This is a genomic window from Enterococcus avium (assembly GCF_002891025.1).
GTDB classification, from domain to species: domain Bacteria; phylum Bacillota; class Bacilli; order Lactobacillales; family Enterococcaceae; genus Enterococcus_A; species Enterococcus_A avium.
This window is the reverse complement of the sequence record NZ_NBSL01000002.1, coordinates 2,607,138-2,631,240: the sequence shown is the minus strand read 5'-3', so window position 1 is coordinate 2,631,240 and position 24,103 is coordinate 2,607,138. Positions and strand designations below refer to the sequence as shown.

The following is a 24,103-nucleotide window of genomic DNA, read 5'->3' as shown; positions in this document are numbered from 1 at the left end:
ACGAACTAGGAGGATCATTTTGGAAGATCGTAGAGAGAATATACATGACGTCAATCTAACCAGTGAAATGCGAGAATCCTTCATTGATTATGCAATGAGCGTTATTGTGGCACGTGCTTTACCAGATGTACGGGATGGTTTAAAACCCGTTCATCGTCGGATTTTATATGGAATGAACGAATTAGGAGTCACTCCCGATAAGCCGCATAAAAAGTCGGCACGTATCGTTGGGGATGTAATGGGTAAGTATCATCCTCACGGTGACAGTGCGATTTACGAATCAATGGTACGGATGGCTCAATCATTCAGTTACCGCAATATGTTAGTAGATGGACACGGAAACTTTGGTTCTGTCGATGGAGATGGCGCGGCAGCGATGCGTTATACCGAAGCTCGTCTAAGTAAAATCGCGATGGAAATGCTGCGGGATATCAATAAAGATACCGTTGATTTTCAAGGAAACTACGATGACAGTGAACAAGAGCCTGTGGTATTACCAGCACGTTTTCCGAATTTATTAGTGAACGGAGCAACAGGGATTGCAGTTGGTATGGCGACGAATATCCCTCCTCATAATTTAAGAGAAGTGACAGCCGGAATTGAATTATTGATGGAAAATCCTGAGGCAACGACACAAGAGTTAATGGAGTGCATTCCAGGACCAGATTTTCCAACTGGCGGTTTAGTTATGGGGAAATCAGGGATTCGTCGAGCATATGAAACAGGTAAAGGTTCAATTACGGTTCGTGCGAAGATCGAGATTGAAGAACAAAAGAACGGCAAGGAACGAATTATCGTTACCGAATTGCCGTATATGGTTAATAAAGCTAAACTGATCGAACGAATTTCTGAATTGCATCGAGATAAACGAGTAGAAGGCATTACTGATTTACGTGATGAGTCTTCTCGCGAAGGAATGCGGGTTGTCATCGAAGTTCGTCGTGATGTTAGTGCTTCTGTTATTTTGAACAATTTATACAAGATGACATCACTGCAAACATCCTTTAGTTTCAATATGTTAGCAATTGAAAAAGGTGTACCAAGAATCTTGAACTTGAAGCAAATCTTGGAGAATTATATTGAGCATCAAAAAATTGTTATTACTCGTCGAACAATCTTCGATAAGAAAAAGGCTGAAGCACGTGCTCATATCTTAGAAGGTTTACGTATCGCGTTAGATCATATAGATGAGATTATTGCAACGATTCGTAATTCGGCTTCAGATGATGTCGCTAAAACGACATTAATGGAACGGTTTGAATTATCTGATCGTCAAGCACAAGCAATCTTAGATATGCGTTTACGCCGTTTAACGGGCTTAGAGCGCGAGAAAATTGAAAATGAATACCAAGAGCTGTTAAAAACAATTAGCGACTTAGAAGACATTTTAGCGCGTCCTGAACGTGTGGAAGAAATCATTCGTACGGAGTTAGCAGAAATTGCTGCTAAATTTGGTGATGATCGTCGAACAGAATTATTAGTCGGTGAAGTATTGAGCCTTGAAGATGAAGATTTGATCGAAGAAGAAGATGTTGTCATTACACTCACAAATAATGGTTACATCAAACGTGTAGCATCAACTGAGTTTCGGGCGCAACGTCGTGGTGGACGTGGAGTTCAAGGGATGGGGATTCACGATGATGATTTCGTGAAAACATTGATCTCATGTTCGACTCACGATACATTGCTATTCTTTACCAATAGCGGACGCGTATATCGGGCGAAAGGGTATGAAGTGCCTGAGTATGGACGGACAGCTAAAGGGATACCAATTATCAACCTACTGGGAATTGATTCGAATGAGACGATTCAAGCCGTAATTTCGGTGAATGGACAAGCAGAAGATGGTCATTTCTTATTCTTTGTTACAAAGAAAGGAACGGTCAAACGTACAACTGTTACGGCCTTCTCAAATATTCGTGCTAATGGACTGATTGCGATTGGATTGCGTGAAGGTGATGAATTAGTAAATGTAATGTCCACTGAAGGTGACGAAACGATCATTATTGGTACCCATGATGGCTATTCTGTAACATTCAAAGAAGCAGTTGTTCGTGATATGGGACGGACAGCCAGCGGAGTTCGCGGGATTCGTTTACGAGACGAGGATTATGTAATCGGCTCAGCTGTACTGAAAGAAAATCAAGAAGTTCTAGTTATTACCGAAAAAGGTTATGGTAAGCGGACGAAAGCTTCTGAATATCCTGTCAAAGGTCGTGGGGGTAAAGGAATCAAGACCGCTAACGTCAAAGAAAAAAATGGTCCACTGGCAGGACTAACGACAGTCACTGGTGATGAAGACATTTTATTGATTACAGATAAGGGTGTAATCATTCGTTTCAACGCTGGCAGTGTTTCACAAACAGGTCGTGCAACTTTAGGAGTACGATTAATGAAGATGGAAGGAAACACGAAAGTTGTGACGATGGCTATCGTTGATAAAGAAGACGAAGAAGTCGAAGAGACTGAGACAGTTGAGGCTGCAGAAACAACAGAAATTACTGAAGAAGCACAAAATGATACAGAAGAGTAAAAAAAGTTTGAAGACTGGGAGCAATTCCAGTCTTTTTTCGTATCTTAAAGTAAAGAAACATTTGATTTTTGCAGGATGATTATGTATAATGAATATTTGTGAGTAGTCTAGATAAAATTTAGATCGCTCTCCTTGCTCTTAATAGAATTAAGAGCCTTATAGTCCATAGGGAGGTGAAAATCAATGAGTCAAAACACGAAGTATGAAATCACATACATCATTCGTCCGAACATTGATGAAGAAGCAAAAACTGCTTTAGTAGAACGTTTCGATACAATCTTGAAAGATAATGGAGCTGAAATTATCGATTCAAAAGATTGGGAAAAACGCCGTTTCGCTTACGAAATGAACGGATTCCGTGAAGGCATCTACCATATCGTCAATGCAACTGCGCCAACAACAGCTAGTGCAGTTAACGAATTCGATCGTCTTGCAAAAATCAATGACGATATTATTCGTCACATGATCGTTAAGATTGAAGAATAATTGTTTCACGTGAAACAATTGACGAGAAGGGAGCTGGCTTTACTTTGATTAATAATGTTGTACTAGTTGGTCGTTTAACAAAGGATCCTGATTTACGCTACACCGCAAATGGTACAGGTGTTGCCACGTTTACTTTAGCTGTGAATCGTAATTTTACGAATCAAAGCGGGAATCGCGAGGCAGATTTTATCAATTGTGTAATTTGGCGGAAATCAGCAGAAACTTTAGCTAATTATGCGCGCAAAGGAACTCTTTTAGGTGTGACTGGCCGTATCCAAACAAGAAATTATGAAAATCAGCAAGGGCAACGTGTCTATGTGACAGAAGTTGTTGCTGAGAATTTCCAATTATTGGAATCTCGTACTGCAAGTGAACAACGTCAACAGAACCCAAGTTCCGGTGATAGCTTCCAAGGTGGGGGAAATAATTTTAACAACAATTATAATCAATCCTCTCAGTCAGCTAAGAACACTATGCCTGACTTCGATCGAGATTCAGATCCATTTAGTGGATCCTCTATCGACATTTCAGATGATGATTTACCATTCTAACAATTGAATAGGAGGGAAACGGAATGGCACAACAAAGAAGAGGTCGCAAACGTCGTAAAGTAGACTATATTGCTGCTAATCATATCGAATATATCGATTATAAAGATATTGAATTACTAAAACGTTTCATCAGCGAACGTGGTAAAATTTTGCCTCGTCGTGTAACAGGAACAAGCGCTAAAAACCAACGTAAATTAACGATCGCTATTAAACGCGCACGTATTATGGGCTTATTAGCATTCGTTTCTGAAGACTAAACTGTCATTTTAAAGAGACTTCGAACGCGAAGTCTCTTTTTTGTGTTTCACGTGAAACATTCAGGAAAGTCGCTTGCTGAGGCAGATTGTGATAAAATTACACTGTTAGTCTAATCATTTTGCTTGTTGGGGTTTTAGCATAGAAAAGCAGGATGAATAGGTAAAATGAATTAGGAGGTTCTAAATGAAAAGGAATCCTAGAATGAAATGGTCCTTTTTCTTGTTCTGCATACTACTGATTCAATTAGCCGCAATTTTCGTATTGCCGTTCAGTATTTTATCAGCGGCAATCGTTATATTAATCGATCTTTTACTATGGTTTTATATGATTGCTTTACGTAAACAAACTGAGATTACCAATCAACAGAAAATTCAAGATGCTTCTCGATATGCTGAAGAGGCATTAGAATATGTATCTGATGACATGCCTGTAGGGATTATTACTTGGGATGATGACAATACTTTCATTTGGTCGAATCCGGCAATTACAGAAAAAATTCAGCATTTGACGAAAGAAGACCAGCAAGATATGGTCAATGAATTGCTGCAACGGGCTGAAAAAGGGAAGAGTATTTATAAAATAGATAATATTCTTTATCATTTTGATTTAAACAAAGAGAGACGCGTTGTTTACCTAATTGATATCACGAAGGAGTATGCGTTAGAAAATAAGGAAAAGCAACAACAAGCTGTGGTTGGAATTCTTTCAGTAGATAATTATGATGATGTAATTGATCGTCGAGACGATAAGGAAGTATCAAACTTAAATTCCTTCATTACAACGATTATTTCTGATTGGATGGATTCTTATCGGATTTTCTATAAACGAGTCAATGAAGAGCGCTTTTTTCTATTTGCTCGCTATGATGATTTAGAAAAAATGATCGAGAATAATTTTGATTTGCTAGAACATATTCGTGTTTCGGCTGAAAAGCAAGACATGCTGATTACTGTCAGTATGGGTATCAGCTATGGAACAGAATCATTAGAAGTGATTGGTGACGAAGCCCAAAATAATTTAGATATTGCATTGGTTCGTGGCGGCGATCAAGTGGTGGTTAAAAATGCTGGAGAAGGCCAAAAGCCGGTTTTCTATGGCGGTAACTCTGCAAGTGCTGCGAAGCGGACACGCGTGCGTTCACGAGCAATGTCAACAGCCTTGAAGAATGTTTTTAATCAAACAGGCAATGTATTTGTGATGGGACATCGTTTTCCAGATATGGATGCGATCGGTTCTGCGTTTGGCGTTGCTTGTTTAGCTCGCTATCATGATAAAAAAGTTCGAATTGTCATTAATGAGGATGAAACAATTCCAGATGTCGAACGCTGTTTGACAGAAATTCATAAAAACGGGGAGTTGGAAGATTTACTGATTTCTCCGGATGCCGCCAAAAGACAGCGCAAAGCCGGTGATTTATTAGTTATGGTAGATTATCATCGTCCATCGTTATCAATTGATCAGGATCTGTATGAACAATTTGAAAATATCGTTATTATCGATCATCATCGACGAGGAGAAGAATTCCCGGAAAAATCATTACTCACATACATTGAGTCTTCGGCATCTTCGGCGTCAGAGTTAGTTACAGAGCTGATCCAATTTGAGAGTAATGAACGGCAAAGAATGAGTAAGATGGCTGCGACACTGTTATTAGCTGGTATTACGGTTGATACTAAGAATTTTGCTGTTCGAACAACAGCCCGAACGTTTGATGTCGCTAGTTATTTAAAGACTTGTGGAGCGGATGCTTCTTTAGTACAATATCTATTGAGTACCGATATCCAATCCTATTTGGAAATTAGTAAGCTAGTGGGTGAGAGCGATTATGTCAGAGAAGATATCGTTGTCGCTACTGGGACGGATGATCATGAGTATGATAGTGTAACGGCAGCCAAAACCGCGGATACTTTGTTATCGATGGTGGATATTAATGCGGCTTTCGTGATCATCAAAAGAACTGATGGCGTGATTGCTATCAGTGCTAGAAGTTCTGGGACGATTAATGTCCAAACGGTGATGGAAGCTTTAGGTGGCGGCGGGCATTTTACAAATGCTGCTACTCAATTATCGAATAGTACGATCGCTGAAGCGAAAGAACAATTATTGGATGCCATTAATAAACAGTTAACGGAGGGGACAGAAGAATGAAAGTAATTTTTTTACAAGATGTTAAAGGCAAGGGGAAAAAAGGCGATATCAAGGAAGTCCCAACAGGTTACGCGCAAAATTATCTGCTAAAGAATAAACTAGCAAAGGAAGCGACGAAAAGCAGTATCTCTGAATTGAGTGGACAAAAGAAAGCCCAGGATAAAAAGGCGGCCGAAGTATTGGCTGAAGCTAAAAAACTGGCGGACTTTTTAGCGAAAGAAGAGACTGTGGTAGAAATCAAAGCTAAGGGCGGCGAGGACGGACGCTTGTTTGGCTCAATTCCTTCAAAACAAATCGCTGAAGGTTTGAAAAAACAATATGATTTGAAAATTGATAAACGCAAGATCGAATTGGAGAATCCGATTCGGACTTTGGGCTATACGAAAGTTCCGGTAAAACTCCATACAGAGGTTGAGGGAATCATTAAAGTCCATGTAGTGGAAGAATAATTTATTTAAACGGAATAATTACAAGAGAGTATGAGAGTTCTTGAAATTACGAGAATCTCTTATACTCTTTATTGTATTTAGTGAGCAGATTTTGTAAAATAGATGGACGAAGAGGAGCGTAAACAGACATGAGCGAAATGTTACAAGATCGTGTTCCACCCCAAAGTATTGAAGCCGAACAAGCGACCTTAGGCTCTATTTTTTTGGAGACCGATGCTTTAATCACGGCCATGGAGTACATAGTTCCAGAAGACTTTTATCGTCGCGGTCATCAACTGATTTTTCGAGCAATGATTCAACTAAACGATCGCAATGAAGCAATCGATGTAGTGACGGTCAAAGAATTACTAGAACAACAAAACCAGCTGGAAGATGCTGGCGGTTTAAGTTACTTATCTGAACTTGCTTTGAGCGTTCCGACAGCGGCTAACGTAGGCTATTACGCTAAAATCGTGGAAGAAAAGTCCTTATTGCGAAATCTGATCCAAACGGCTACCAATATCGTGACCGAGGGTTTTGAGCAAGGAGACGACGTACAAACGATTTTAGATGCTGCCGAGCGTAATATCATGGAAGTATCAGAACGACGCAATAAGAGCGGTTTTTTGACCATCAGTGAGGTCTTGAATACTGCGATTGAAAATATCGACCAGTTAGCTAGAAATGATGAAGAAATTACTGGTTTGCCAACTGGTTATGCAGCGTTAGATAAAATGACTGCGGGTCTGCAGGCAGAAGAGCTGATTATTTTAGCTGCTCGTCCAGCGGTAGGTAAAACAGCTTTTGCTTTGAATATTGCCCAAAATGTTGGAACCAAAACTGATAAATCAGTCGCTATTTTCAGTTTGGAAATGGGGGCAGAATCCTTAGTGAACCGGATGCTGTGTGCAGAAGGATCAATTGAAGCGAGTCACTTACGAACAGGGCAGCTGTCTGAAGAAGAATGGCAAAACCTGATCGTTGCAATGGGAAGCCTGTCTCGTGCGAATATCTTTATTGATGATACTCCCGGAATCAAAGTATCTGAGATTCGAGCAAAATGTCACAAATTAGCCAAGGAAAAAGGCAATCTTGGTTTGATCCTAATTGACTATCTGCAATTGATTGAAGGAACCGGACGAGAAAATCGCCAACAAGAGGTTTCTGAAATTTCACGACAATTGAAAAAGCTGGCAAAAGAGCTAAAAGTACCAATCATTGCTTTGTCACAGCTTTCTCGTGGGGTTGAACAACGGCAAGACAAGCGTCCGGTGTTGAGTGATATCCGTGAATCAGGATCAATCGAGCAAGATGCCGATATCGTTGCTTTCTTATATCGTGATGATTATTACGATCGTGAAGGTGAAGAGGAGGAAGAATCATTAGCTAACCGTAACGTAATCGAAGTAATCATTGAGAAAAACCGGAGCGGGGCACGAGGAACCGTAGAACTGCTCTTTATCAAGGAATACAATAAATTTTCTTCTTTATCACCGAGAGAAGATTTCTAGCGCAGGTCTTGAACTTGCGCTTTTTTTAGTATTCGAAATTTGTATTGATTTTCCGATTATTGAAAAATAATGTTCGTGATTTACCTTGTTTTTATAATCTTTATATTTTAATATTCGAATTTTAATTGAAGTATAGCGCTATTCTTGTTACAATGGTTCAGGATTAAATAAAATAAAATGAGGTGTTCAGATGTCATCTGTAGTAGTTGTAGGGACGCAGTGGGGCGATGAAGGTAAAGGAAAGATCACGGATTTTTTAAGTGAGAATGCGGAAGTCATTGCTCGTTACCAAGGTGGAGATAATGCAGGTCATACAATCAAATTTGACAATGAAACATATAAATTACACTTGATTCCTTCTGGGATTTTCTACAAAGAAAAAATCAGTGTTATCGGAAACGGTGTGGTCGTCAATCCGAAGTCATTAGTTACGGAATTGGCTTATTTACATGAACGTGGGGTTATGACGGATAATTTGCGTATTTCAGATCGCGCCCATGTCATCTTGCCATACCATATCAAGTTGGATCAATTGCAGGAAGATGCAAAAGGTGATAATAAAATCGGTACGACCATCAAAGGGATCGGACCAGCCTACATGGATAAAGCGGCTCGTGTTGGTATTCGTGTGGCTGATTTATTAGATAAAGAAATTTTTGAAGAACGCTTGAAAATCAATTTGGAAGAAAAAAATCGTCAATTTGTTAAAATGTTTGATGATGAAGCAATGAGCTTTGATGATATTTTTGAAGAGTATTATGAATATGGTCAACAGATCAAGCAATACGTAACAGATACTTCAGTAATCTTAAATGATGCGTTGGATCAAGGAAAACGTGTTTTATTTGAAGGGGCACAAGGTGTAATGCTGGATATTGATCAAGGGACTTATCCATTTGTTACCTCTTCCAATCCGGTTGCCGGTGGTGTCACGATCGGTAGCGGTGTTGGACCATCGAAGATTGATAAAGTCGTAGGGGTATGTAAAGCTTATACATCACGCGTTGGTGATGGACCTTTTCCAACGGAATTATTTGACGAAGTTGGTGATCAAATTCGTGAAGTCGGTCGTGAATATGGAACAACAACTGGCCGTCCACGTCGGGTTGGCTGGTTTGACTCTGTGGTTATGCGTCACTCAAAACGTGTTTCAGGCATTACCAATCTATCTTTGAACTCAATCGATGTGTTGAGCGGCTTGGAAACAGTCAAAATTTGTACCGCTTATGAGTTAGACGGAGAATTAATCTACCATTATCCAGCAAGCTTAAAGGAATTGAATCGCTGCAAACCAGTTTATGAAGAGCTACCTGGCTGGAGTGAGGATATTACTGGCTGTCGTGATTTAGCAGACTTGCCTGAAAATGCTCGGAACTATGTTCGTCGTGTTTCAGAGCTTGTTGGTGTACGAATCTCTACTTTTTCTGTAGGACCAGATCGGACACAAACGAATATTATGGAAAGTGTTTGGGCGCAAATCTAACTTATTGTGAGACAAGCAACCAATTATCTAGTAAAATGGATTTACTATTAAGTGGGTGTTTGGAGGATTTTAAAATGTATCAGATTCTGACAGATTCATGTTGTGATTTGCCTTATGAAGTATTGAAAGAAAATAACGTTGATTTTATTTCGATGTATGTTTCAATAGATGGCACGGAATTCGCAGATGATTTGGGTCGTAATTTTAAGATTGATGATTTTTATCAACGAATTAAAGATGGAGCGATGCCAACGACGTCACAAGTTAATGTTGGTCGTTATGTAGAATTTTTCCGCGGCTATGCGGAGAAAAATATACCAGTTTTGTATATCTGCTTCACATCTGGAATGAGCGGTTCGTATCAAAGTGCGATGCAGGCAGTTGAGCTCTTAAAAGAAGACCTGCCAGATGCGGAAGTTTACGTAGTGGATTCTTTAGCTGCTAGTGGCGGTGAAGGCCTGATTGTTTATGAAGCGGCACTGAAACAACAAGCAGGAATGTCTTTAGCAGACCTGCATCACTGGTTGGAAGAAAATAAGCTGACCTATCATCATTGGGTGACTGTGGACGATTTAAATCACTTACAACGTGGCGGACGCATCTCAAAGACAAGTGCTGCGATCGGCGGTCTGATGAATATCAAGCCAATCATTACAGTGGATGTTGAAGGCAAGCTGCAAAATGTTGAAAAAATTCGCGGACGTAAAAAAGCCTTACAGTTGGTTGCCGATAAAATTAGCGAAGTAACATCAGATCCAGCAAATCAAACGATCTTTATCACGACCAGCGCAGATCAAGAAGGCGCGGAAGAGGTGAAACGTCATCTAGAAGAAAGTATTCAGCCAAAAGAAGTTCGAATCTTTCCGCTAGGGACGACTATCGCCAGTCATACTGGCCTTGGCTGTATCGCGGTCTTCACTCGTGGTGAAAAACGAAAATAGAAATCATTCAAAGAAGAGGCTGTGGCAAAATCAATTGTCACAACCTCTTCTTTTTAGTGTTCTTTTTGTTGGCTGAAGTCGCGGATTAGTTCAATTAATTGTCCTCGAATCGTAGAATCTAAAATTTGTTCCCGTTGTACCAATGAAATCATGAAGGTTGGTTGAGGTTCATCAGTAATCGGGATCATCACCAAATGATCATCGGATGAAACTGCTAGTTCGGCTAAAAAACCGATACCAATCTGTTCACGAATCATCCCTTTTAAAATATTCAAATTGCTATTTTGATAGATAATATGTGGTTCGAAATGAGCTTGCTGAGCCATTTTTTTGAAGGCAGTCGGATGGACATAATGCTCATTCAATAGGACAAAGGGTTCATCCTTCAATTCAGAAAAAGACACTTCCCTGCGTTTAGCCAAAGGATGATTTGGGCTAACAACAATCATAAAACGCTTTTCAATCAGCAGTTCACTGGTCAGTTCATCATCACGAATCGGCTGTGTTGATCCTAACAAAGCAAGATCAATTTTTCCACGGCGCAAAAGTCCGTAGAGATCACGCGAGCCACCATCTACTAGATGGATGTGTCGCATTAAATTATTTTTGAAAAGGTAAGAAGAGAGCTTGGGAAAGTAAAAATTTCCGATGATCGGTGGCAACCCAAAATCTAAGGTCTCTTCCTTCAAGCGATCAATCTCTGTAACGGCGATGGTTACTTCTTTCAAGATATTTGAAATGTGTCGGGATAGGATTAAGCCAGCTTGGGTAATGATTAATTGTTTGTGAGATTGATCACGATAAACGAGCTGCGTTCCTAATTCATCTTCTAGACGTTTTACTGCATAGGTAATGGTTGGTTGACTGACATGAAAGGCATTGGCAACCTTTGTAAAATTTTTCTCACGTACTAATCGTTGGAAATATTCTAGGTCTTTAAAGTTCATAATAATCTCCTCTTGTGAAATTAGATTATCATATAAATAAAATTTATCCTAAGCTTTTGTTTTGACTATAGTTTGTGGGGGCGTGTATCGTCCTAAATGTAAGCAACGATAGAGGCAACGAAATTATATAAGTAAACTGAGGCATTAGTATTGCCATAAGTTTCAAAATTAATGAAATTTACTCAACTGTAAGGAAAGTATAAAATTTTCACATGAATAAATCGCTTTACAGCAGGGTATCCATGTCCGGTTTCACGAAGACTTTCTTAACCTCTTGATTTCGAATAAGAGAACGATGAAGATAATCGTTTGGTTAGCGAAAAAAATAGTTTAAAAGGAAGAAGGAAAAAAGATGATTTTCTTTCAATCAATTCAAAGTGTATTGAGTATCATTATTATGATTGCTTTAGGGTATCTATTAAAGCGTCAGGGCTGGTTTGATGAAAGTTTTGGAAAAAGTATTTCATCACTGATCACGCGAGTGGCACTGCCAGCATCTATTTTTGTATCCGTGTTAAAGAATTTAACCAAAGAAAGTTTATTTCAGTTATCGAGTAGCTTAATCTATCCAGTTGGAGCCGTCATTATCTCTTACCTCTTGGCCTATGGACTAGTTAAAATTTTAAAGATTCGCCCAGGACGCCGCGGAATATTTATGAACGCTGTGGTGAATGCTAATACGATCTTTATTGGGTTACCTTTGAATATTGCTCTATTTGGTGAAAAAGCGTTGCCCTATTTCTTGGTTTATTATGTAACCAACACAGTTTCAACTTGGGCATTTGGAGTCTTCTTGATCTCAAACGATGATCCAACTAAAGTCAAAGGTGAAACTAAAGCCAAATTGAACTGGAAGAAACTATTGCCGCCGCCATTACTAGGCTTTATCGCAGCCATCATCTTCTTGTTAATAGGAATTCCTGTGCCAAACTTTATTAATGCAACGCTTGGTTATGTTGGTAGTATCGTTACTCCGCTATCACTGCTTTATATTGGGATTGTTTTGTACGATGCTGGTTTGAAGAGTATTCGCTTCGATCGTGATACAGTCGTGGCATTACTGGGCCGCTTTGTTTTAGCTCCTGCTGTGTTGATCGGTTTGATCGCTCTCGGCTCAAATGCCTTTGGTGCCAATCTAGCACCACTGTTGAAGCAAACGCTGATTGTACAATCTGCCACTCCGATGTTGGCTGTTTTGCCAATCTTAGCAAATGAAGCACATGGTGATGTTAAGTACGCGACGAACTTAGTAACGACAAGTACAATCTTGTTTGTAGTGGTCGTTCCAATTTTAATGCAGCTCGTTCAATTTATTTAATTTGCTTCCTCAATCAAAAAAGCATTCGCGAATTGCGAATGCTTTTTTTTAATACAAATGGCTCAATTGTTTTTGTACTTCTGGATTTTCTAAGAATTCATCATATGTTGTCTCTGCACGATCAACCACGCCATTTTCGGAAATCGCAATAATACGGTTCGCGATCGTTTGAATGAACTGGTGGTCATGAGAGGCGAATAGAAGGGAGCCTTTATACGCAATCAGACCTTCGTTCAATGCTGAGATGGATTCTAAGTCTAAGTGATTGGTTGGATCATCTAAGACTAAGACATTTGATTTTGACAGCATCAATTTTGATAGCATACAACGAACTTTTTCACCACCGGATAAGACGTTGACAGGCTTCATTACTTCATCACCAGAAAACAGCATACGACCTAAGAAGCTGCGCAAGAAGGTGTTATCGTCTTCTTCTTTACTGGCGTATTGCCGCAGCCAATCAAGAATCGGCATATCACTGTCGAATTCCTTAGTCGTATCTTTTGGCAAGTAAGCCTGGCTGGTTGTTACACCCCAACGAACCGTTCCTGTATCGGGTTCTAGATCACCCATAATAACTTTGAATAATGTAGTTGTTACCAAGTCGTTTTCAGCGATGAAAGCAACTTTGTCGTCACGATTCAAGGTAAATGAGATATTGTCTAGAATCTTTTTGCCGTCGATTGTTACACTGACATTATCTACTTGCAGCAAGTCATTTCCGATTTCCCGTTCTGGTTTGAATTGTACAAAGGGATAACGGCGTGAAGAAGGCTGAATATCGTCTAAGGTAATTTTATCCAACATTTTCTTACGAGAAGTCGCTTGTTTTGATTTTGACGCATTAGCGCTGAAACGAGCAATAAATTCTTGCAATTCTTTGATTTGTTCTTCTTTTTTCGCATTTTGCTGAGATTGTAATTTTGCTGCTAACTGGCTTGATTCTAACCAGAAGTCGTAGTTTCCGACGTATAACTTGATTTTCCCGAAATCTAGGTCGGCCATATGAGTACACACTTTGTTCAAGAAGTGGCGGTCATGGGAAACGACGATAACGGTATTATCAAAATTAATTAAAAATTCTTCTAACCAATTGATCGATTGGATATCTAAACCATTTGTTGGTTCGTCTAGTAACAGAACATCTGGCTTACCGAAAAGAGATTGAGCTAATAAGACTTTGATTTTTTGTCCAGCCGTCAATTCGCTCATTTTTTGCTGATGCAACTCTTCTGGAATGTTCAATCCTTGTAATAGAACTGCTGCTTCTGGTTCTGCTTCCCAGCCGTCCAGTTCGGCGAATTCGCCTTCAAGTTCTGCTGCGCGAATACCATCTTCGTCAGAAAAATCTTCCTTCATATAAATGGCGTCTTTTTCTTGCATGACTTGGTATAAGCGCTCATGCCCCATAATGACTGTTTCAAGAACGGTATATTCTTCAAAGTCAAAATGGTTCTGTTTTAACACAGCCATTCGTTCGTTTGGACCTAAAGTAACAGAGCCAGTAGAAGGCTGGATATCGCCTGCTAAAATCTTCAGAAAGGTTGATTTGCCGGCACCATTGGCACCAATCAACCCGTAACAATTGCCGGGAGTGAATTTAATATTTACATCATCAAAAAGTTTACGATCAGGAAACTGTAAACTAACGTCACTTACTGTAATCAATGATTTTCCTCGCTTTATCAGTATTGGCGCAAGGCCTCTTTGCATTATATCGGGGAACATCTGAAGTTTCAAGTCAACCGTTAAGAATTTACTTGGGATTTAAAATAGGATAGACTTGGCTTTGAAGGGATGTGTCAGTATGATCGGGATAATTATCGCGACCCACGACCATTTAGCGGACAGCCTGTTGAAAACGGCTGAATCTATTTTGGGCGAACAGAGCTGTGTGGAAACTTTAAATATCGAGCCAGGTGCTACAGGACTGCAAGAAAAAATTGAAGATTACGCCAAAGACTTATTAACAAAAGTCGACGAGCTGGTTTGGCTGGTAGATATGTTTGGGGGAACGCCATTTCGTTATGCTAGTTATTGTGTGATGGATGATTCGCGCCAGTCCTTAGTGACAGGGGTCAATTTGCCAATGGTCCTGCAGGCTTTGGTAAACCGAGAGTTGTCCGCAGCAGAATTGACGAAGCAATTAGAAATAGAAGCGAAACAAACGATTCGTAGAATGTAAAAAGGTTGGGTCAAAATTTATGGCCCAACCTTTTTATTCTATTTCAAGAGTTCACGTAATGTCGGCATATCATGAACTTGGTATTTTTCTTTGAAGGCATTAATTTGTTCGACAGAGAATTTTTCTGGCTCTAATTGTAAGGCTTCCACCGGTAATGGACGTTCATCTTTGATCTTAACATCAATCACGACTGGACGTTTGCTAGCTTTTGCCGCAGTGAAGGCCGGCTCTAATTGACTATATTCAGTAATCGTGAAGCCGTCAGCTCCAAGTGCCTCTCCGACTTTGCCGAAATCAGCTCCTTCTAAAAAGACACCGAATTTTTGTTGCTCTGTATCTTCTTGTTCAGCTTCGATGAAACCAAAGGCATCATTTGAAAAGACCACATTGATAATTGGCAAATTGTATTTTACTTGTGTAATGACGTCTTGCATTTGCATCGCAAAGCCACCATCACCGCTGAAGGTAAAGACTTGCTTATCTGGGTAAGTCAATTGAGCGGCGATTCCGCCTGGAACCCCATTTCCCATCGTAGCAAACCAACCAGATGTTGTGAATTGTTGTTCCCCATTCATTTCCAAATGACGGATCGCATTCAACGTAACATTTCCGACATCCGCAACATACACAGCGTCCTGTTCAGCAATGCGATTGATTTCTTTAAAGACAGGTTCCGCCCTTAACGGTGTCGATTCGTCATTATAAAAGCTCTTACGCCAAGCATGCCAATTGCGGATATTTTCTTGGTTGGCTTTTAACCACGCATCCGCAGGGCGGGCTGTTCCGAGTTCGACCCAACGGCGAAGTGCTGTTGCACCATCACCTAATACTGATTGATCGACATTGTGGCGGCGGCCAAATTTAGCAGCATCAATATCAACTTGAATAAACTTAGCAGATGGATTGAAGAAATTCCGGCCAAATGGGAAATCACTGCCGACAAAGACGATCAAGTCAGCATCAGCCAACGCTTCATTTGCTGGTTTAGTAGCGACACGAGCAGCAAAACCTAAAAAGTTTTCATATAAATCAGGTACAATCCCTTTGGCTAAAACAGAAGCTGCAACAGGCATTGAAAAATGTTCAGAAAAGGCTTTGATGGCATCGAAGTTGCCGCGAACCCCTTGTCCGATGTAAAGAACTGGTTGATGCGCTGTTTCGATCAAAGGTAAAGCAGCTTTCAAATCTGTTTCGTCAGGGAAAACGACACCTGTTTTATGATTTTTTGCTGTTGCAATTTCTGCTTCTTCGATTTCTTCAAAGCCGAAATCAACAGGGATCGTAACAACTGCGACACCTTTTTGCTGATACGCTGCTTTGATCGCTTCATCGATTACGTGAGGCAAACTTTCTGGTGTCATCACTGTACGATTATAAACACTGACATCTGCAAACATTGGATTTTCATTTAATTCTTGGAATGCATTGTAATTCATAGCAGTAGAGGCTACCTGTCCCAGTAAAGCCAAGACCGGAACATGGTCCATTTGCGCGTCATAAAGACCGTTAATCAAGTGACTAGCACCAGGACCTGCAGAACCAAAGACAGCGCCTACTTTACCAGTTAATTTTGCATCAGCTGCGGCTGCTAAAGCGCCTGCTTCTTCATGGCGGACTTGAACATACTTTACTGCTTCGCGTTCATGGTATAACGCATCCATCGTTGAGTTGAATGAACCGCCAGGAATCCCGTAAATATGATCGATTCCCCAAGCTTCTAAAACATTGACCATCGCTACGCCTGCATTAATTTTTGCCATCTTCTTCACTCACTTTCATTTTGTAAGTTACCTACCTAAAAAGTATAACGCGTCTAAAAAAAACCAGCAAAGAAAGTGTCTCACAAGAAGTTTACAGGTATACCTAAAATATGCTAAAGTGAATGTGAATAACCGTTTTCAGGATACCAGTCTAAAGTTTGTTAGTTTCATTAAGCTTTTTAGAGTTAAATGAAATCGGATGCAGAGAAAATAAATTTTCAATGGATCAGCAAATGGCTAGGTTATCCATAGAAAGAGAAATATCAGAATAACTAATATGGAGGTTTATATGATTGAATGGTTATTGGGCCTGTCAGCCTGGCAACAAGCGTTAGTAGGAACGCTGTTTACTTGGGGAATGACCGCGTTGGGAGCTGCATTGGTCTTCTTCTTTAAAAATATTAACCGCAATGTGTTGAATTTGATGTTGGGTTTTGCCTCTGGGGTGATGATTGCGGCAAGCTTTTGGTCGTTGTTAGATCCGGCGATTGCAGCAGCTGAGTCGAATGGTTCGATTCCTTGGTTGGTGGTCAGTATTGGTTTTGGTCTTGGCGGCCTGTTTCTTTATATAGCGGATAAGACTATTCCTCATATGCATTTTGGTCCTAATAAAGAAAAAGAAGGCTTTCCTAGTCATTTAAAGCGAACAATTTTATTGGTGTTTTCCATTACGCTACACAATATTCCTGAAGGCTTGGCAGTTGGTGTGGCTTTTGGGGCAGCAAGTGAAGCAACGAATCCCACCGCGGCGGTTTTGGCTGCAATCTCTGTATCATTAGGGATCGGGATTCAAAATTTTCCAGAAGGTGCGGCAGTATCAATTCCTTTGCGTCAAGAAGGGCTGAGCCGGACAAAATCATTTATTTACGGACAAGCGTCGGGACTTGTAGAACCGATCGCGGCAGTAATCGGAGCACTTTTAGTAACAAGTGTTCAACCGTTGCTGCCGTATGCTCTTTCTTTTGCAGCCGGTGCAATGATCTATGTTGTAGTGGAAGAATTAATCCCAGAAGCTCAAGCAACAACAGACAGCAAACATCACTTTGGAGTCTTTGGAGCGATGTTAGGATTCATTATTATGATGATTTTAGATGTTGCGTTAGGGTAATACCTAATATTAGCTAGAAACCTTGTAGCATAAGGCTTCTAGCTTTTTTGTTTTGTTTGAAAATAGGTAAGGTCTGTGAAAAGGTCAGTGAGTCGCCTAAAATTGTGTCATTCTTTCCTCTTCAAATAGCATTGATTTCTTAAATAGTTTTGCTAGTTCTGTAGAGTTTTCTTCCGACAGTAATCGGATATATTGTCCTCGCTGTTCCTTTTCAATAATGATCGGTGGATAGCCGTACGACATCGCCAAGAAAATATTTAGCAGTCGCCCTGTGCGTCCGTTTCCATCGCTGAAAGGATGAATCCGTTCAAATTGAATGTGACTTTCTGCTAATGTCTCAGCAACTTCATCAATCGTTGTATTAACGCTCAATCTATACGTAGTGTTATCTACCCACTGGATCATTAAAAACGGTGTGTCCTGTGGCGATGCTGTTTGAAGTGTTGAGCCTAAGATAGCGTTCTGAGTCTTTTTGAACTGCCCTTTGTCTTCTTGAATGCGATCCAGTAGCAAGGCATGAATATTTTTAACAACTTCTACGGATAGGTCTTTCTTTTCTTCTAGTAATTCCACAATGTAGTGAAATGCTTGTTTGTGATTTTCCACCTCATAAAATTCACGAATACTATAGCCTTGTTCATTTGTAGAAATGACGCTCTCTAGGATGATTGAAACAGTTTCAGCCAATGAGATAGTATTTCCTTCTATGGCGCTGGAATGGTACGCCATACGAATAAGAACGTCACTCATGTAGTCTTGTGTGATTTTCATACTGATGTACTCCTTTCTAAAATCCAACAAATTGAGCAAATTTATCGGCTGTCTTTTTCGCTTCTTCCGGCATGACATGAGAATAGATTTGATCTGTTATGGTGGTGTCTTTATGACCTAACCGTTCAGATACTTCTTTGATAGGTATGCCTGATTGAAGAAGTAAACTAGCATGTGTATGTCTGAAATGGTGAGGTGATATTTTAGGCAATTTATATTTTTCAACGATGTATTTAAGCCACTCGTTTGCTGCGGCTGATCCGTATAGCTCGTTATTATCAGTTGTGAAAATGTATTGCTCAGCACTTGAAGTATTGAAACCTCTACCTAAATAATCGCTACGTTGAATTATTCGCCATTTTTGCATGATTCTAACAGTTTCTTTGTCTAAACTTATAGTTCTAATACTACTTTGTGTTTTTGCCGACAGGACTAGCTTAGTGTTTGTCGTGCTCCTAGTTAGGGTTTTACTAATTGATAGCATCTTATTAGCAAAATCAATATCGCCCCAAGTTAATGCAAAGATCTCGCCTTTTCTTGCTCCGGTAAATGCAAGCAATCTAAAGAAAGCAATTTGTTTAAAGTTTCCATGATCTTCTAGGCAGTTGAAAAAATGAATCAATTCCTCTTTTGTGTAGAATTGCAGTTTGGAGCCTTCATCTTTTTTTCTAGGTGTGATTGTTTTGGCCATAGGGTTATCTATCATGTACTCCATCGCAACGCCGTATTTCATGATTTGTACACCAAGCTTGCGAAGATCTGGATACATCTTTAAACCACTCTTAAACCAGCTATCAACGACTTTTTGACAATCACTAACTTTTATATCTGAAAGAATAGAGCTACCTAAAACAGGCTTTAAATGCTTCTTGTAGAATCGATCATAGTTATAAGCGGTTGACTCTTTGATATTTAGCTTGTGGTGATCGAACCAAAGTTCAAATAGATCATTGAGAGTTAACTTCTTTTTTTCGCTGTTAAATCCATTTTCCTCGATGTCCTCCAGCAACTTAGCAAGTGCAATTTGTGCTTGTTTCTTCGTTTTAAATCCTTGTCGCTTACGATAGACGTTCTTTCCTTTAGCATTTAATCCCACGTAAACATTAAACATATAGGCGGTTGAACCGTCTTTTTTTGTGTATTTCTTGATTTCCATTGTGTTCTCCTATCTACCACCAACGCCAATTAGAGTAGATATGTATAAATGGATGATTATGTTTTCCTTTCAGTACCTAACGTGGGGCGATGGGTATGTATGGAGGAATACGATCATAAGATTAACTACTATGAACTAAGTAGTTTAAGTATTTGATCAACTCTTTTTTATTAGAACTGCTAAGGGATCGTAACCGTTCAATTATCTTTTTTTCTTCCTCAGATAAAATAAGTAACTCTTTTTTATCTGAATTTACTACTGCTTGATGAACTAAATCCGAGTTTAGCTTATTGTTTCGTTCATTTTTAGATTTTTTAAGCAGATTGTTATAGTATTCCTTCCGAATTTCAATATCTATATCATCTACATAAGCAGACGAAAGTTTGTCGGGCTCTCCCTGAAAACTTTTAACCTTATATAAACCTTTTGCTATGGCAGAGGATAATTGATAAATAATTTTATCACTTGGAAGTCTTACATTGTTTTCTAATTGAGAAATATACGATTGCGACACTTTGGCAACGGTAGCCAAATCAGTAGAAGTGAAACCCTCGCTACGACGAATTGTCTTTAGAACTTCGCCAAAATTGTCTAACTTGATTTCATCAGGCAACGGCTTAATACCGTATTGATAATAGTCAATATGTTCGGACATCATGTCATCTCCTATTCTTTATTATGGATAAATGGATTATAACTGAAAATTAGCGATATCGCAAAACAAATTGATATTATTATTGACTATCACTTTTATGCGTGATATTGTTTCTTGTGTAGATATTACTAAAATAAGTAATATCACTCATTTCCAAAGAAGGAGGGATTACATGAGAGCAAACCAAGAAATCAGAAACAAGGTCGAGTCAAACCGTATATTGTACTGGGAAGTAGCTGATAAAGTCGGTATCGCTCAAAGTAACTTATCTGTGTGGTTACGTACTGAAATGCGCGATGATCGTAAACAGCGCGTAGAAAAAGCTATCGATGAGCTGTTAGCAGAACGAAAGGAGGGCTAAGCGATGCAGGATTTAGTTTTTGTTGAATCAGAAGACTTGTGTTGTGAACCATTTACTACTGATGAGGTCATAGCGGAGTTTTCTGGAAATAGTCGTGATAGTGTGACTCGCTTAATTCGTACTCATCGAGATCGGCTTGAAATCTTTGGAAAGGTCGGATTTCAAATCCGACCTATGCCAAGTGGTCAAAAGGCAAAACTCTATCATCTCAACCAGCAGCAAGCTACTTTACTTATTACATTTTTAGATAATACAGCTAAGGTAGTTGAGTTTAAAACAGAATTGGTTAAACAATTCTATGAGATGGAAGCGGAGTTGACGACAAGACGCTTGGAACGTGTTAAAGGAAAGAATATCCGCTTATCTATGACCGATGCGATAAAACAAGCTGGATTTAGTAGTCATTTCTATAAGCACTTTACCGATCTAGTTTACAAAAAAGCGCTAGGATTCAATACTAAACAGCTACGTGAGGCTAGGGGGGCAAAGGCGAATGCTACACCATTGGATTTTCTAACTACTCAGGAACAAGATGCTGTCAATCAAATCGAAGAATTAGTAGCTGGACTTATTCAATTAGGGCGCTCATACGATGATATTAAGCTAATTTTAAATGTTGGGGTAGTAATACACCAGACAACGCTTAAAACGTCTGAAAAGGCTCGATAGGCGGTGATCGTATGGAAGAACAACAGCAAAAACTACGAGTAGAAGTAAGCCACACACTCGCACAAGATCAGCTAAACGGTATTTATAACTCAGTTTATTCAACGACTAAACGAGCTATTGAGGATGCTCGTAGAGACGCAGGAATCGACAACGATATTATGTACACCAAAGTAGAATTACGGCGATTTATGAATAACTGTAGCGCTGAGTATTTAGAAGAAGTACTAGCAGATGAAACTTTTCCCCGAGGTCGTACGCTATCGGATCGCAAGCAGTGCTTTAGTAAGACAGCCATAAGAAAATGGCTTTTGGAAAATGAATAAATCCACCAACGCCAATAGTGGAACAGTCCTCAAATCAGGACACATAAGTTGAAACGTCACAGAAGCCAATTACCAGTCACTAAGAATTTACTTATAGGAGGAGCTTATCAATGAAAGTTATTTATCCGCCGTTGGTGGAACAATCGTATCAATTTATTACACAACAGGGAATTAAGGTATCTAAAGCAGAAGTGTATCAAATGATGGTTCAAGAAGGAATGCTGACACAAACAGGCGAGCCGACTAAGAAGGCATTGGAGCAAGGGATTGTCACAGAATACAAGCAGCAACATCGCACCTTGAAAGAATTTAAGCAAGAGTATCCGATATTCAAAGGGTATCCAGTCAAAGAGTTTACGCAACAAGATGGTATTTGGTATGTGTCTCAAGATGTGATTGCAGATATTCAAGCGATTCTTGATGCGAACAATTGTGACGTTGACACCTTCAATCAGATCAACACGTATTTCAATTTCAGAAACTACGATAATCCGCACGGAAGTATTGCAGAAATTAAAGGTGTTTATCATCCGTTGTACACGCCTTATGATGATTCAATGTTCCAGTTTGTTAATGGACAAGTAGCAATCCCAAAAGAAGTCATGGCGGATATTATCCAGCGATGCGATGAAGGCAAGCTAGATGTTGATAGAGATACCGTAGAAGGCTTTAAGCACTTGTTAGCACAAATGGAACAGGAGTAATGATTATGATGCAGGACAAAAGAAAAAAGCCTTATCACACTCACCGACCAAAGTAGTTGTGATAAAGGCACTAACGTAGGCAATACGCCTGTATTCTTTTGTCCTTCAATTATAGCACATCTATTTATTGGAGGAAATTACTATGAAAAAAAGAACTAATTTAGTAATAGGAAGTATTTTAATCGGCTGGATTCTCAGCTTGTTACCGTTGATAGCAAAATTATTTATTTTTACTGGTTTAGCAGTCTATCTGTTCTTTGAATACGACGAATGGGCCTATAACCGTGATCACAAACAATCTGCTGGAGGTGCTGAGTGATGCATATTTTAGATGTAGGGACTCCCTATAACAATAATCTGAACGATTTCTTTCTACACAATAGAATGGCTCAGAGTGGCTTGACTCAAGCTGTCATTCAACGAGTCTGTTTGGATCAGGGGATAGATTGGCATGAAGTAGATATTATGCTTGCTTTAGAAGTCGGTACAAGGATATTGAGTGAGTTAAAGCAAAACAATCGCATCACCTATACAGAAAAAGAACTTGTTACTATTCAAAAATATGAGAAACAAATTTCTTCATGTAAAGAGACGGTGACTGCAAATGTTTAAAGCCGGCGATGTTTGTAAAGTAAAGAAATCAAAATATCTTGCACCAGGGTCACTTGTAAAAATATTGCTAGAGTTTCAAACAGACATTTATCTATGTGGCAACGAATCAGGTAACACGATTGTAGTTGCTGAAAATTTAGAATCGTTGGAGGTTGTAGCATGAAAATTCAAAGTCAAGGCGAAACTAGAATGACCTTAGAAGAATATTTCGGTAAAAAATGTGCGGAATCAATCAAGAGTTTATATGAGCTTGCGTTGAAGTCTGATGCTCCTGATCGTGAAACTCTAGCGACACTCTTAAGAGAAGAAGCAGACAAACAAGCGAAAGACACAGTATGCATTACTTTACTTCGGATAGCTGAATGCATTGAATCAATGGAGGTGTCCGAATGATTAAATCAGCCTTACATTATGCAGAATTAGGATTTTCAGTATTACCACTACAAAAAAACGGAAAAGCGCCCATCACTACAGAAGCGTTTCCTAGTGGGTTTAAATCAGCTACGACAGATAAAAATAAAATTCAGCACCATTGGCAAAAATACCCATCTTCAAATATTGGACTACGGATCAGTGAGAACTTAATCATCATGGATATTGATGTTCATAACGAAAACGGCTTTGATAGTTTGGCAGTATTAGAGCAAGAATTTGGCAAGTTACCGGATACTTTTTCCGTGGATACACCAACCGACGGAAAACATTACTACTTCAAATTGCCTGATGGTGTCACGATTGATCGGCAGATAAACGCATTCAAAGGGATTGATTTATTAACCAATGGTTACGTCGTAGCGAGTCCATCGTCAATTAATGGCAAGAAATACACCGTTTCTAGCGGTTCTATCGATAAGCTGGCGTATTTACCTAACTGGCTGCTAAAAGCTTTTGAAACACATCGAGAACAAGCCTCTAGTGAGTATATGAGTCAAACGAATACAAGGCAGTACAAACCAGGTAAAAAATATACTGGTGCTTTACTCGATGAATTAGTCGCTGGTGCAACCGTTGGCGGTCGTAATGAATGGATCATGCGGATGATTTCTAAAATGTTAGCTGTTGGCGCGGAACTAGACACGATTTATCGCTTGCTACTGGTGGTCAACGATAATTTTCTATCAGAACCCTTACCGCTATCAGAAATCAACGCCACATTCAAAAGTCGTGTAAAAAAGCACACTAGAGGGGTGTAAAC

General features: G+C 39.5%; 27 protein-coding genes. 21 read left to right on the top strand and 6 right to left on the bottom strand.

Translation table 11 applies throughout. The features are described from left to right. The first annotated feature begins 19 nt into the window (after positions 1-19). The 9 genes from gyrA (at position 20) to AUF14_RS13175 (ending at position 10,339) form a co-directional block, all read left to right on the top strand. Positions 20-2,533 (top strand): DNA gyrase subunit A, encoded by a 2,514-nt coding sequence (gene gyrA, locus AUF14_RS13215; RefSeq protein WP_053089213.1) that lies wholly within the window; start codon positions 20-22, stop codon positions 2,531-2,533. Positions 2,534-2,716: 183 nt separating this feature from the next. Then, entirely contained in the window at positions 2,717-3,019 is a 303-nt protein-coding gene (gene rpsF / locus AUF14_RS13210; protein ID WP_010742561.1) for a 30S ribosomal protein S6, read from the top strand. A 44-nt stretch (positions 3,020-3,063) separates the two neighbouring features. Continuing rightward, positions 3,064-3,570, top strand: a complete 507-nt coding sequence (gene ssb, locus AUF14_RS13205; RefSeq protein ID WP_016179291.1) for a single-stranded DNA-binding protein — start codon at positions 3,064-3,066, stop codon at positions 3,568-3,570. Between the two features lie 23 nt (positions 3,571-3,593). Further along, positions 3,594-3,827 carry a 30S ribosomal protein S18 gene (rpsR, locus tag AUF14_RS13200; RefSeq protein ID WP_010747412.1) on the top strand — a complete coding sequence of 78 codons (234 nt, stop codon included), beginning with the start codon at positions 3,594-3,596 and terminating at the stop codon, positions 3,825-3,827. A gap of 184 nt (positions 3,828-4,011) precedes the next feature. Further along, on the top strand, positions 4,012-5,976 hold the full coding sequence (locus AUF14_RS13195; protein WP_049220784.1) for a DHH family phosphoesterase: 1,965 nt from the start codon (positions 4,012-4,014) through the stop codon (positions 5,974-5,976). Further along, complete coding sequence (gene rplI / locus AUF14_RS13190; protein WP_016179293.1) at positions 5,973-6,425, top strand: 50S ribosomal protein L9; 453 nt, start codon at positions 5,973-5,975, stop codon at positions 6,423-6,425. The genes AUF14_RS13195 and rplI overlap by 4 nt, the downstream gene beginning before the upstream one ends. Positions 6,426-6,553: 128 nt before the next feature. Beyond that, complete coding sequence (gene dnaB / locus AUF14_RS13185) at positions 6,554-7,915, top strand: replicative DNA helicase (protein WP_016179294.1); 1,362 nt, start codon at positions 6,554-6,556, stop codon at positions 7,913-7,915. 190 nt (positions 7,916-8,105) lie between these two features. Further along, positions 8,106-9,398 (top strand): adenylosuccinate synthase, encoded by a 1,293-nt coding sequence (locus AUF14_RS13180; protein WP_048719939.1) that lies wholly within the window; start codon positions 8,106-8,108, stop codon positions 9,396-9,398. Positions 9,399-9,472: 74 nt separating this feature from the next. After that, positions 9,473-10,339, top strand: coding sequence for a DegV family protein (locus tag AUF14_RS13175; RefSeq protein ID WP_049220782.1), 867 nt, complete (start codon positions 9,473-9,475; stop codon positions 10,337-10,339). 53 nt (positions 10,340-10,392) lie between these two features. Here the strand turns inward: AUF14_RS13175 and AUF14_RS13170 are convergent, their stop codons facing one another. Next, complete coding sequence (locus AUF14_RS13170; RefSeq protein ID WP_049220780.1) at positions 10,393-11,286, bottom strand: LysR family transcriptional regulator; 894 nt, start codon at positions 11,284-11,286, stop codon at positions 10,393-10,395. Between the two features lie 352 nt (positions 11,287-11,638). Between AUF14_RS13170 and AUF14_RS13165 the strand changes: the two genes are divergently transcribed. Then, complete coding sequence (locus AUF14_RS13165; RefSeq protein ID WP_049219108.1) at positions 11,639-12,604, top strand: AEC family transporter; 966 nt, start codon at positions 11,639-11,641, stop codon at positions 12,602-12,604. 48 nt (positions 12,605-12,652) lie between these two features. Here AUF14_RS13165 and AUF14_RS13160 read toward each other — a convergent pair whose 3' ends face one another. Further along, on the bottom strand, positions 12,653-14,272 hold the full coding sequence (locus tag AUF14_RS13160; RefSeq protein ID WP_048720654.1) for an ABC-F family ATP-binding cassette domain-containing protein: 1,620 nt from the start codon (positions 14,270-14,272) through the stop codon (positions 12,653-12,655). Between the two features lie 139 nt (positions 14,273-14,411). On the opposite strand from AUF14_RS13160, the gene AUF14_RS13155 reads away from it, so the two are divergent. After that, entirely contained in the window at positions 14,412-14,789 is a 378-nt protein-coding gene (locus AUF14_RS13155; RefSeq protein ID WP_225844228.1) for a PTS sugar transporter subunit IIA, read from the top strand. A gap of 38 nt (positions 14,790-14,827) precedes the next feature. Here the strand turns inward: AUF14_RS13155 and spxB are convergent, their stop codons facing one another. Then, a complete protein-coding gene (spxB, locus tag AUF14_RS13150) occupies positions 14,828-16,549 on the bottom strand; it encodes a pyruvate oxidase (RefSeq protein ID WP_049219105.1) in 1,722 nt (573 codons plus the stop codon). Positions 16,550-16,838: 289 nt separating this feature from the next. Between spxB and AUF14_RS13145 the strand changes: the two genes are divergently transcribed. After that, positions 16,839-17,657 (top strand): ZIP family metal transporter, encoded by an 819-nt coding sequence (locus AUF14_RS13145; protein WP_016179302.1) that lies wholly within the window; start codon positions 16,839-16,841, stop codon positions 17,655-17,657. Between the two features lie 96 nt (positions 17,658-17,753). Here AUF14_RS13145 and AUF14_RS13140 read toward each other — a convergent pair whose 3' ends face one another. The 3 genes from AUF14_RS13140 to AUF14_RS13130 all read right to left on the bottom strand — a co-directional run bounded on the left by AUF14_RS13140 (position 17,754) and on the right by AUF14_RS13130 (position 20,239). Next, positions 17,754-18,428: a Fic family protein gene (locus tag AUF14_RS13140; protein WP_048720164.1), complete on the bottom strand. Its 675-nt coding sequence runs from the start codon at positions 18,426-18,428 to the stop codon at positions 17,754-17,756. 16 nt (positions 18,429-18,444) lie between these two features. Then, positions 18,445-19,584 carry a site-specific integrase gene (locus AUF14_RS13135; RefSeq protein ID WP_102866084.1) on the bottom strand — a complete coding sequence of 380 codons (1,140 nt, stop codon included), beginning with the start codon at positions 19,582-19,584 and terminating at the stop codon, positions 18,445-18,447. A 121-nt stretch (positions 19,585-19,705) separates the two neighbouring features. Further along, positions 19,706-20,239, bottom strand: a complete 534-nt coding sequence (locus AUF14_RS13130; RefSeq protein ID WP_048722563.1) for a helix-turn-helix domain-containing protein — start codon at positions 20,237-20,239, stop codon at positions 19,706-19,708. A 172-nt stretch (positions 20,240-20,411) separates the two neighbouring features. Here AUF14_RS13130 and AUF14_RS13125 point away from each other — a divergent pair, with 172 nt between their 5' ends. The 9 genes from AUF14_RS13125 (at position 20,412) to AUF14_RS13095 (ending at position 24,101) form a co-directional block, all read left to right on the top strand. Next, complete coding sequence (locus tag AUF14_RS13125; protein WP_048722560.1) at positions 20,412-20,600, top strand: hypothetical protein; 189 nt, start codon at positions 20,412-20,414, stop codon at positions 20,598-20,600. Between the two features lie 3 nt (positions 20,601-20,603). Beyond that, entirely contained in the window at positions 20,604-21,269 is a 666-nt protein-coding gene (locus AUF14_RS13120) for a Rha family transcriptional regulator (protein WP_102866082.1), read from the top strand. A gap of 11 nt (positions 21,270-21,280) precedes the next feature. Beyond that, the gene (locus tag AUF14_RS13115; protein ID WP_048722554.1) at positions 21,281-21,592 is read left to right on the top strand and encodes a hypothetical protein; all 312 of its coding nucleotides are present in this window, start codon (positions 21,281-21,283) and stop codon (positions 21,590-21,592) included. Positions 21,593-21,702: 110 nt separating this feature from the next. Continuing rightward, positions 21,703-22,296 carry a hypothetical protein gene (locus tag AUF14_RS13110; protein WP_102866081.1) on the top strand — a complete coding sequence of 198 codons (594 nt, stop codon included), beginning with the start codon at positions 21,703-21,705 and terminating at the stop codon, positions 22,294-22,296. A 142-nt stretch (positions 22,297-22,438) separates the two neighbouring features. Further along, the gene (locus tag AUF14_RS22535) at positions 22,439-22,615 is read left to right on the top strand and encodes a hypothetical protein (protein WP_164872395.1); all 177 of its coding nucleotides are present in this window, start codon (positions 22,439-22,441) and stop codon (positions 22,613-22,615) included. Continuing rightward, positions 22,615-22,908, top strand: coding sequence for a hypothetical protein (locus AUF14_RS13105; protein WP_048717905.1), 294 nt, complete (start codon positions 22,615-22,617; stop codon positions 22,906-22,908). Before AUF14_RS22535 ends, AUF14_RS13105 begins: the two co-directional genes overlap by 1 nt. After that, positions 22,901-23,071, top strand: a complete 171-nt coding sequence (locus tag AUF14_RS22530) for a hypothetical protein (protein WP_176673297.1) — start codon at positions 22,901-22,903, stop codon at positions 23,069-23,071. The genes AUF14_RS13105 and AUF14_RS22530 overlap by 8 nt, the downstream gene beginning before the upstream one ends. Then, a complete protein-coding gene (locus AUF14_RS13100) occupies positions 23,068-23,301 on the top strand; it encodes a hypothetical protein (RefSeq protein ID WP_048717904.1) in 234 nt (77 codons plus the stop codon). Before AUF14_RS22530 ends, AUF14_RS13100 begins: the two co-directional genes overlap by 4 nt. Next, on the top strand, positions 23,298-24,101 hold the full coding sequence (locus AUF14_RS13095; protein WP_102866080.1) for a bifunctional DNA primase/polymerase: 804 nt from the start codon (positions 23,298-23,300) through the stop codon (positions 24,099-24,101). Before AUF14_RS13100 ends, AUF14_RS13095 begins: the two co-directional genes overlap by 4 nt. Positions 24,102-24,103: the final 2 nt, after the last annotated feature.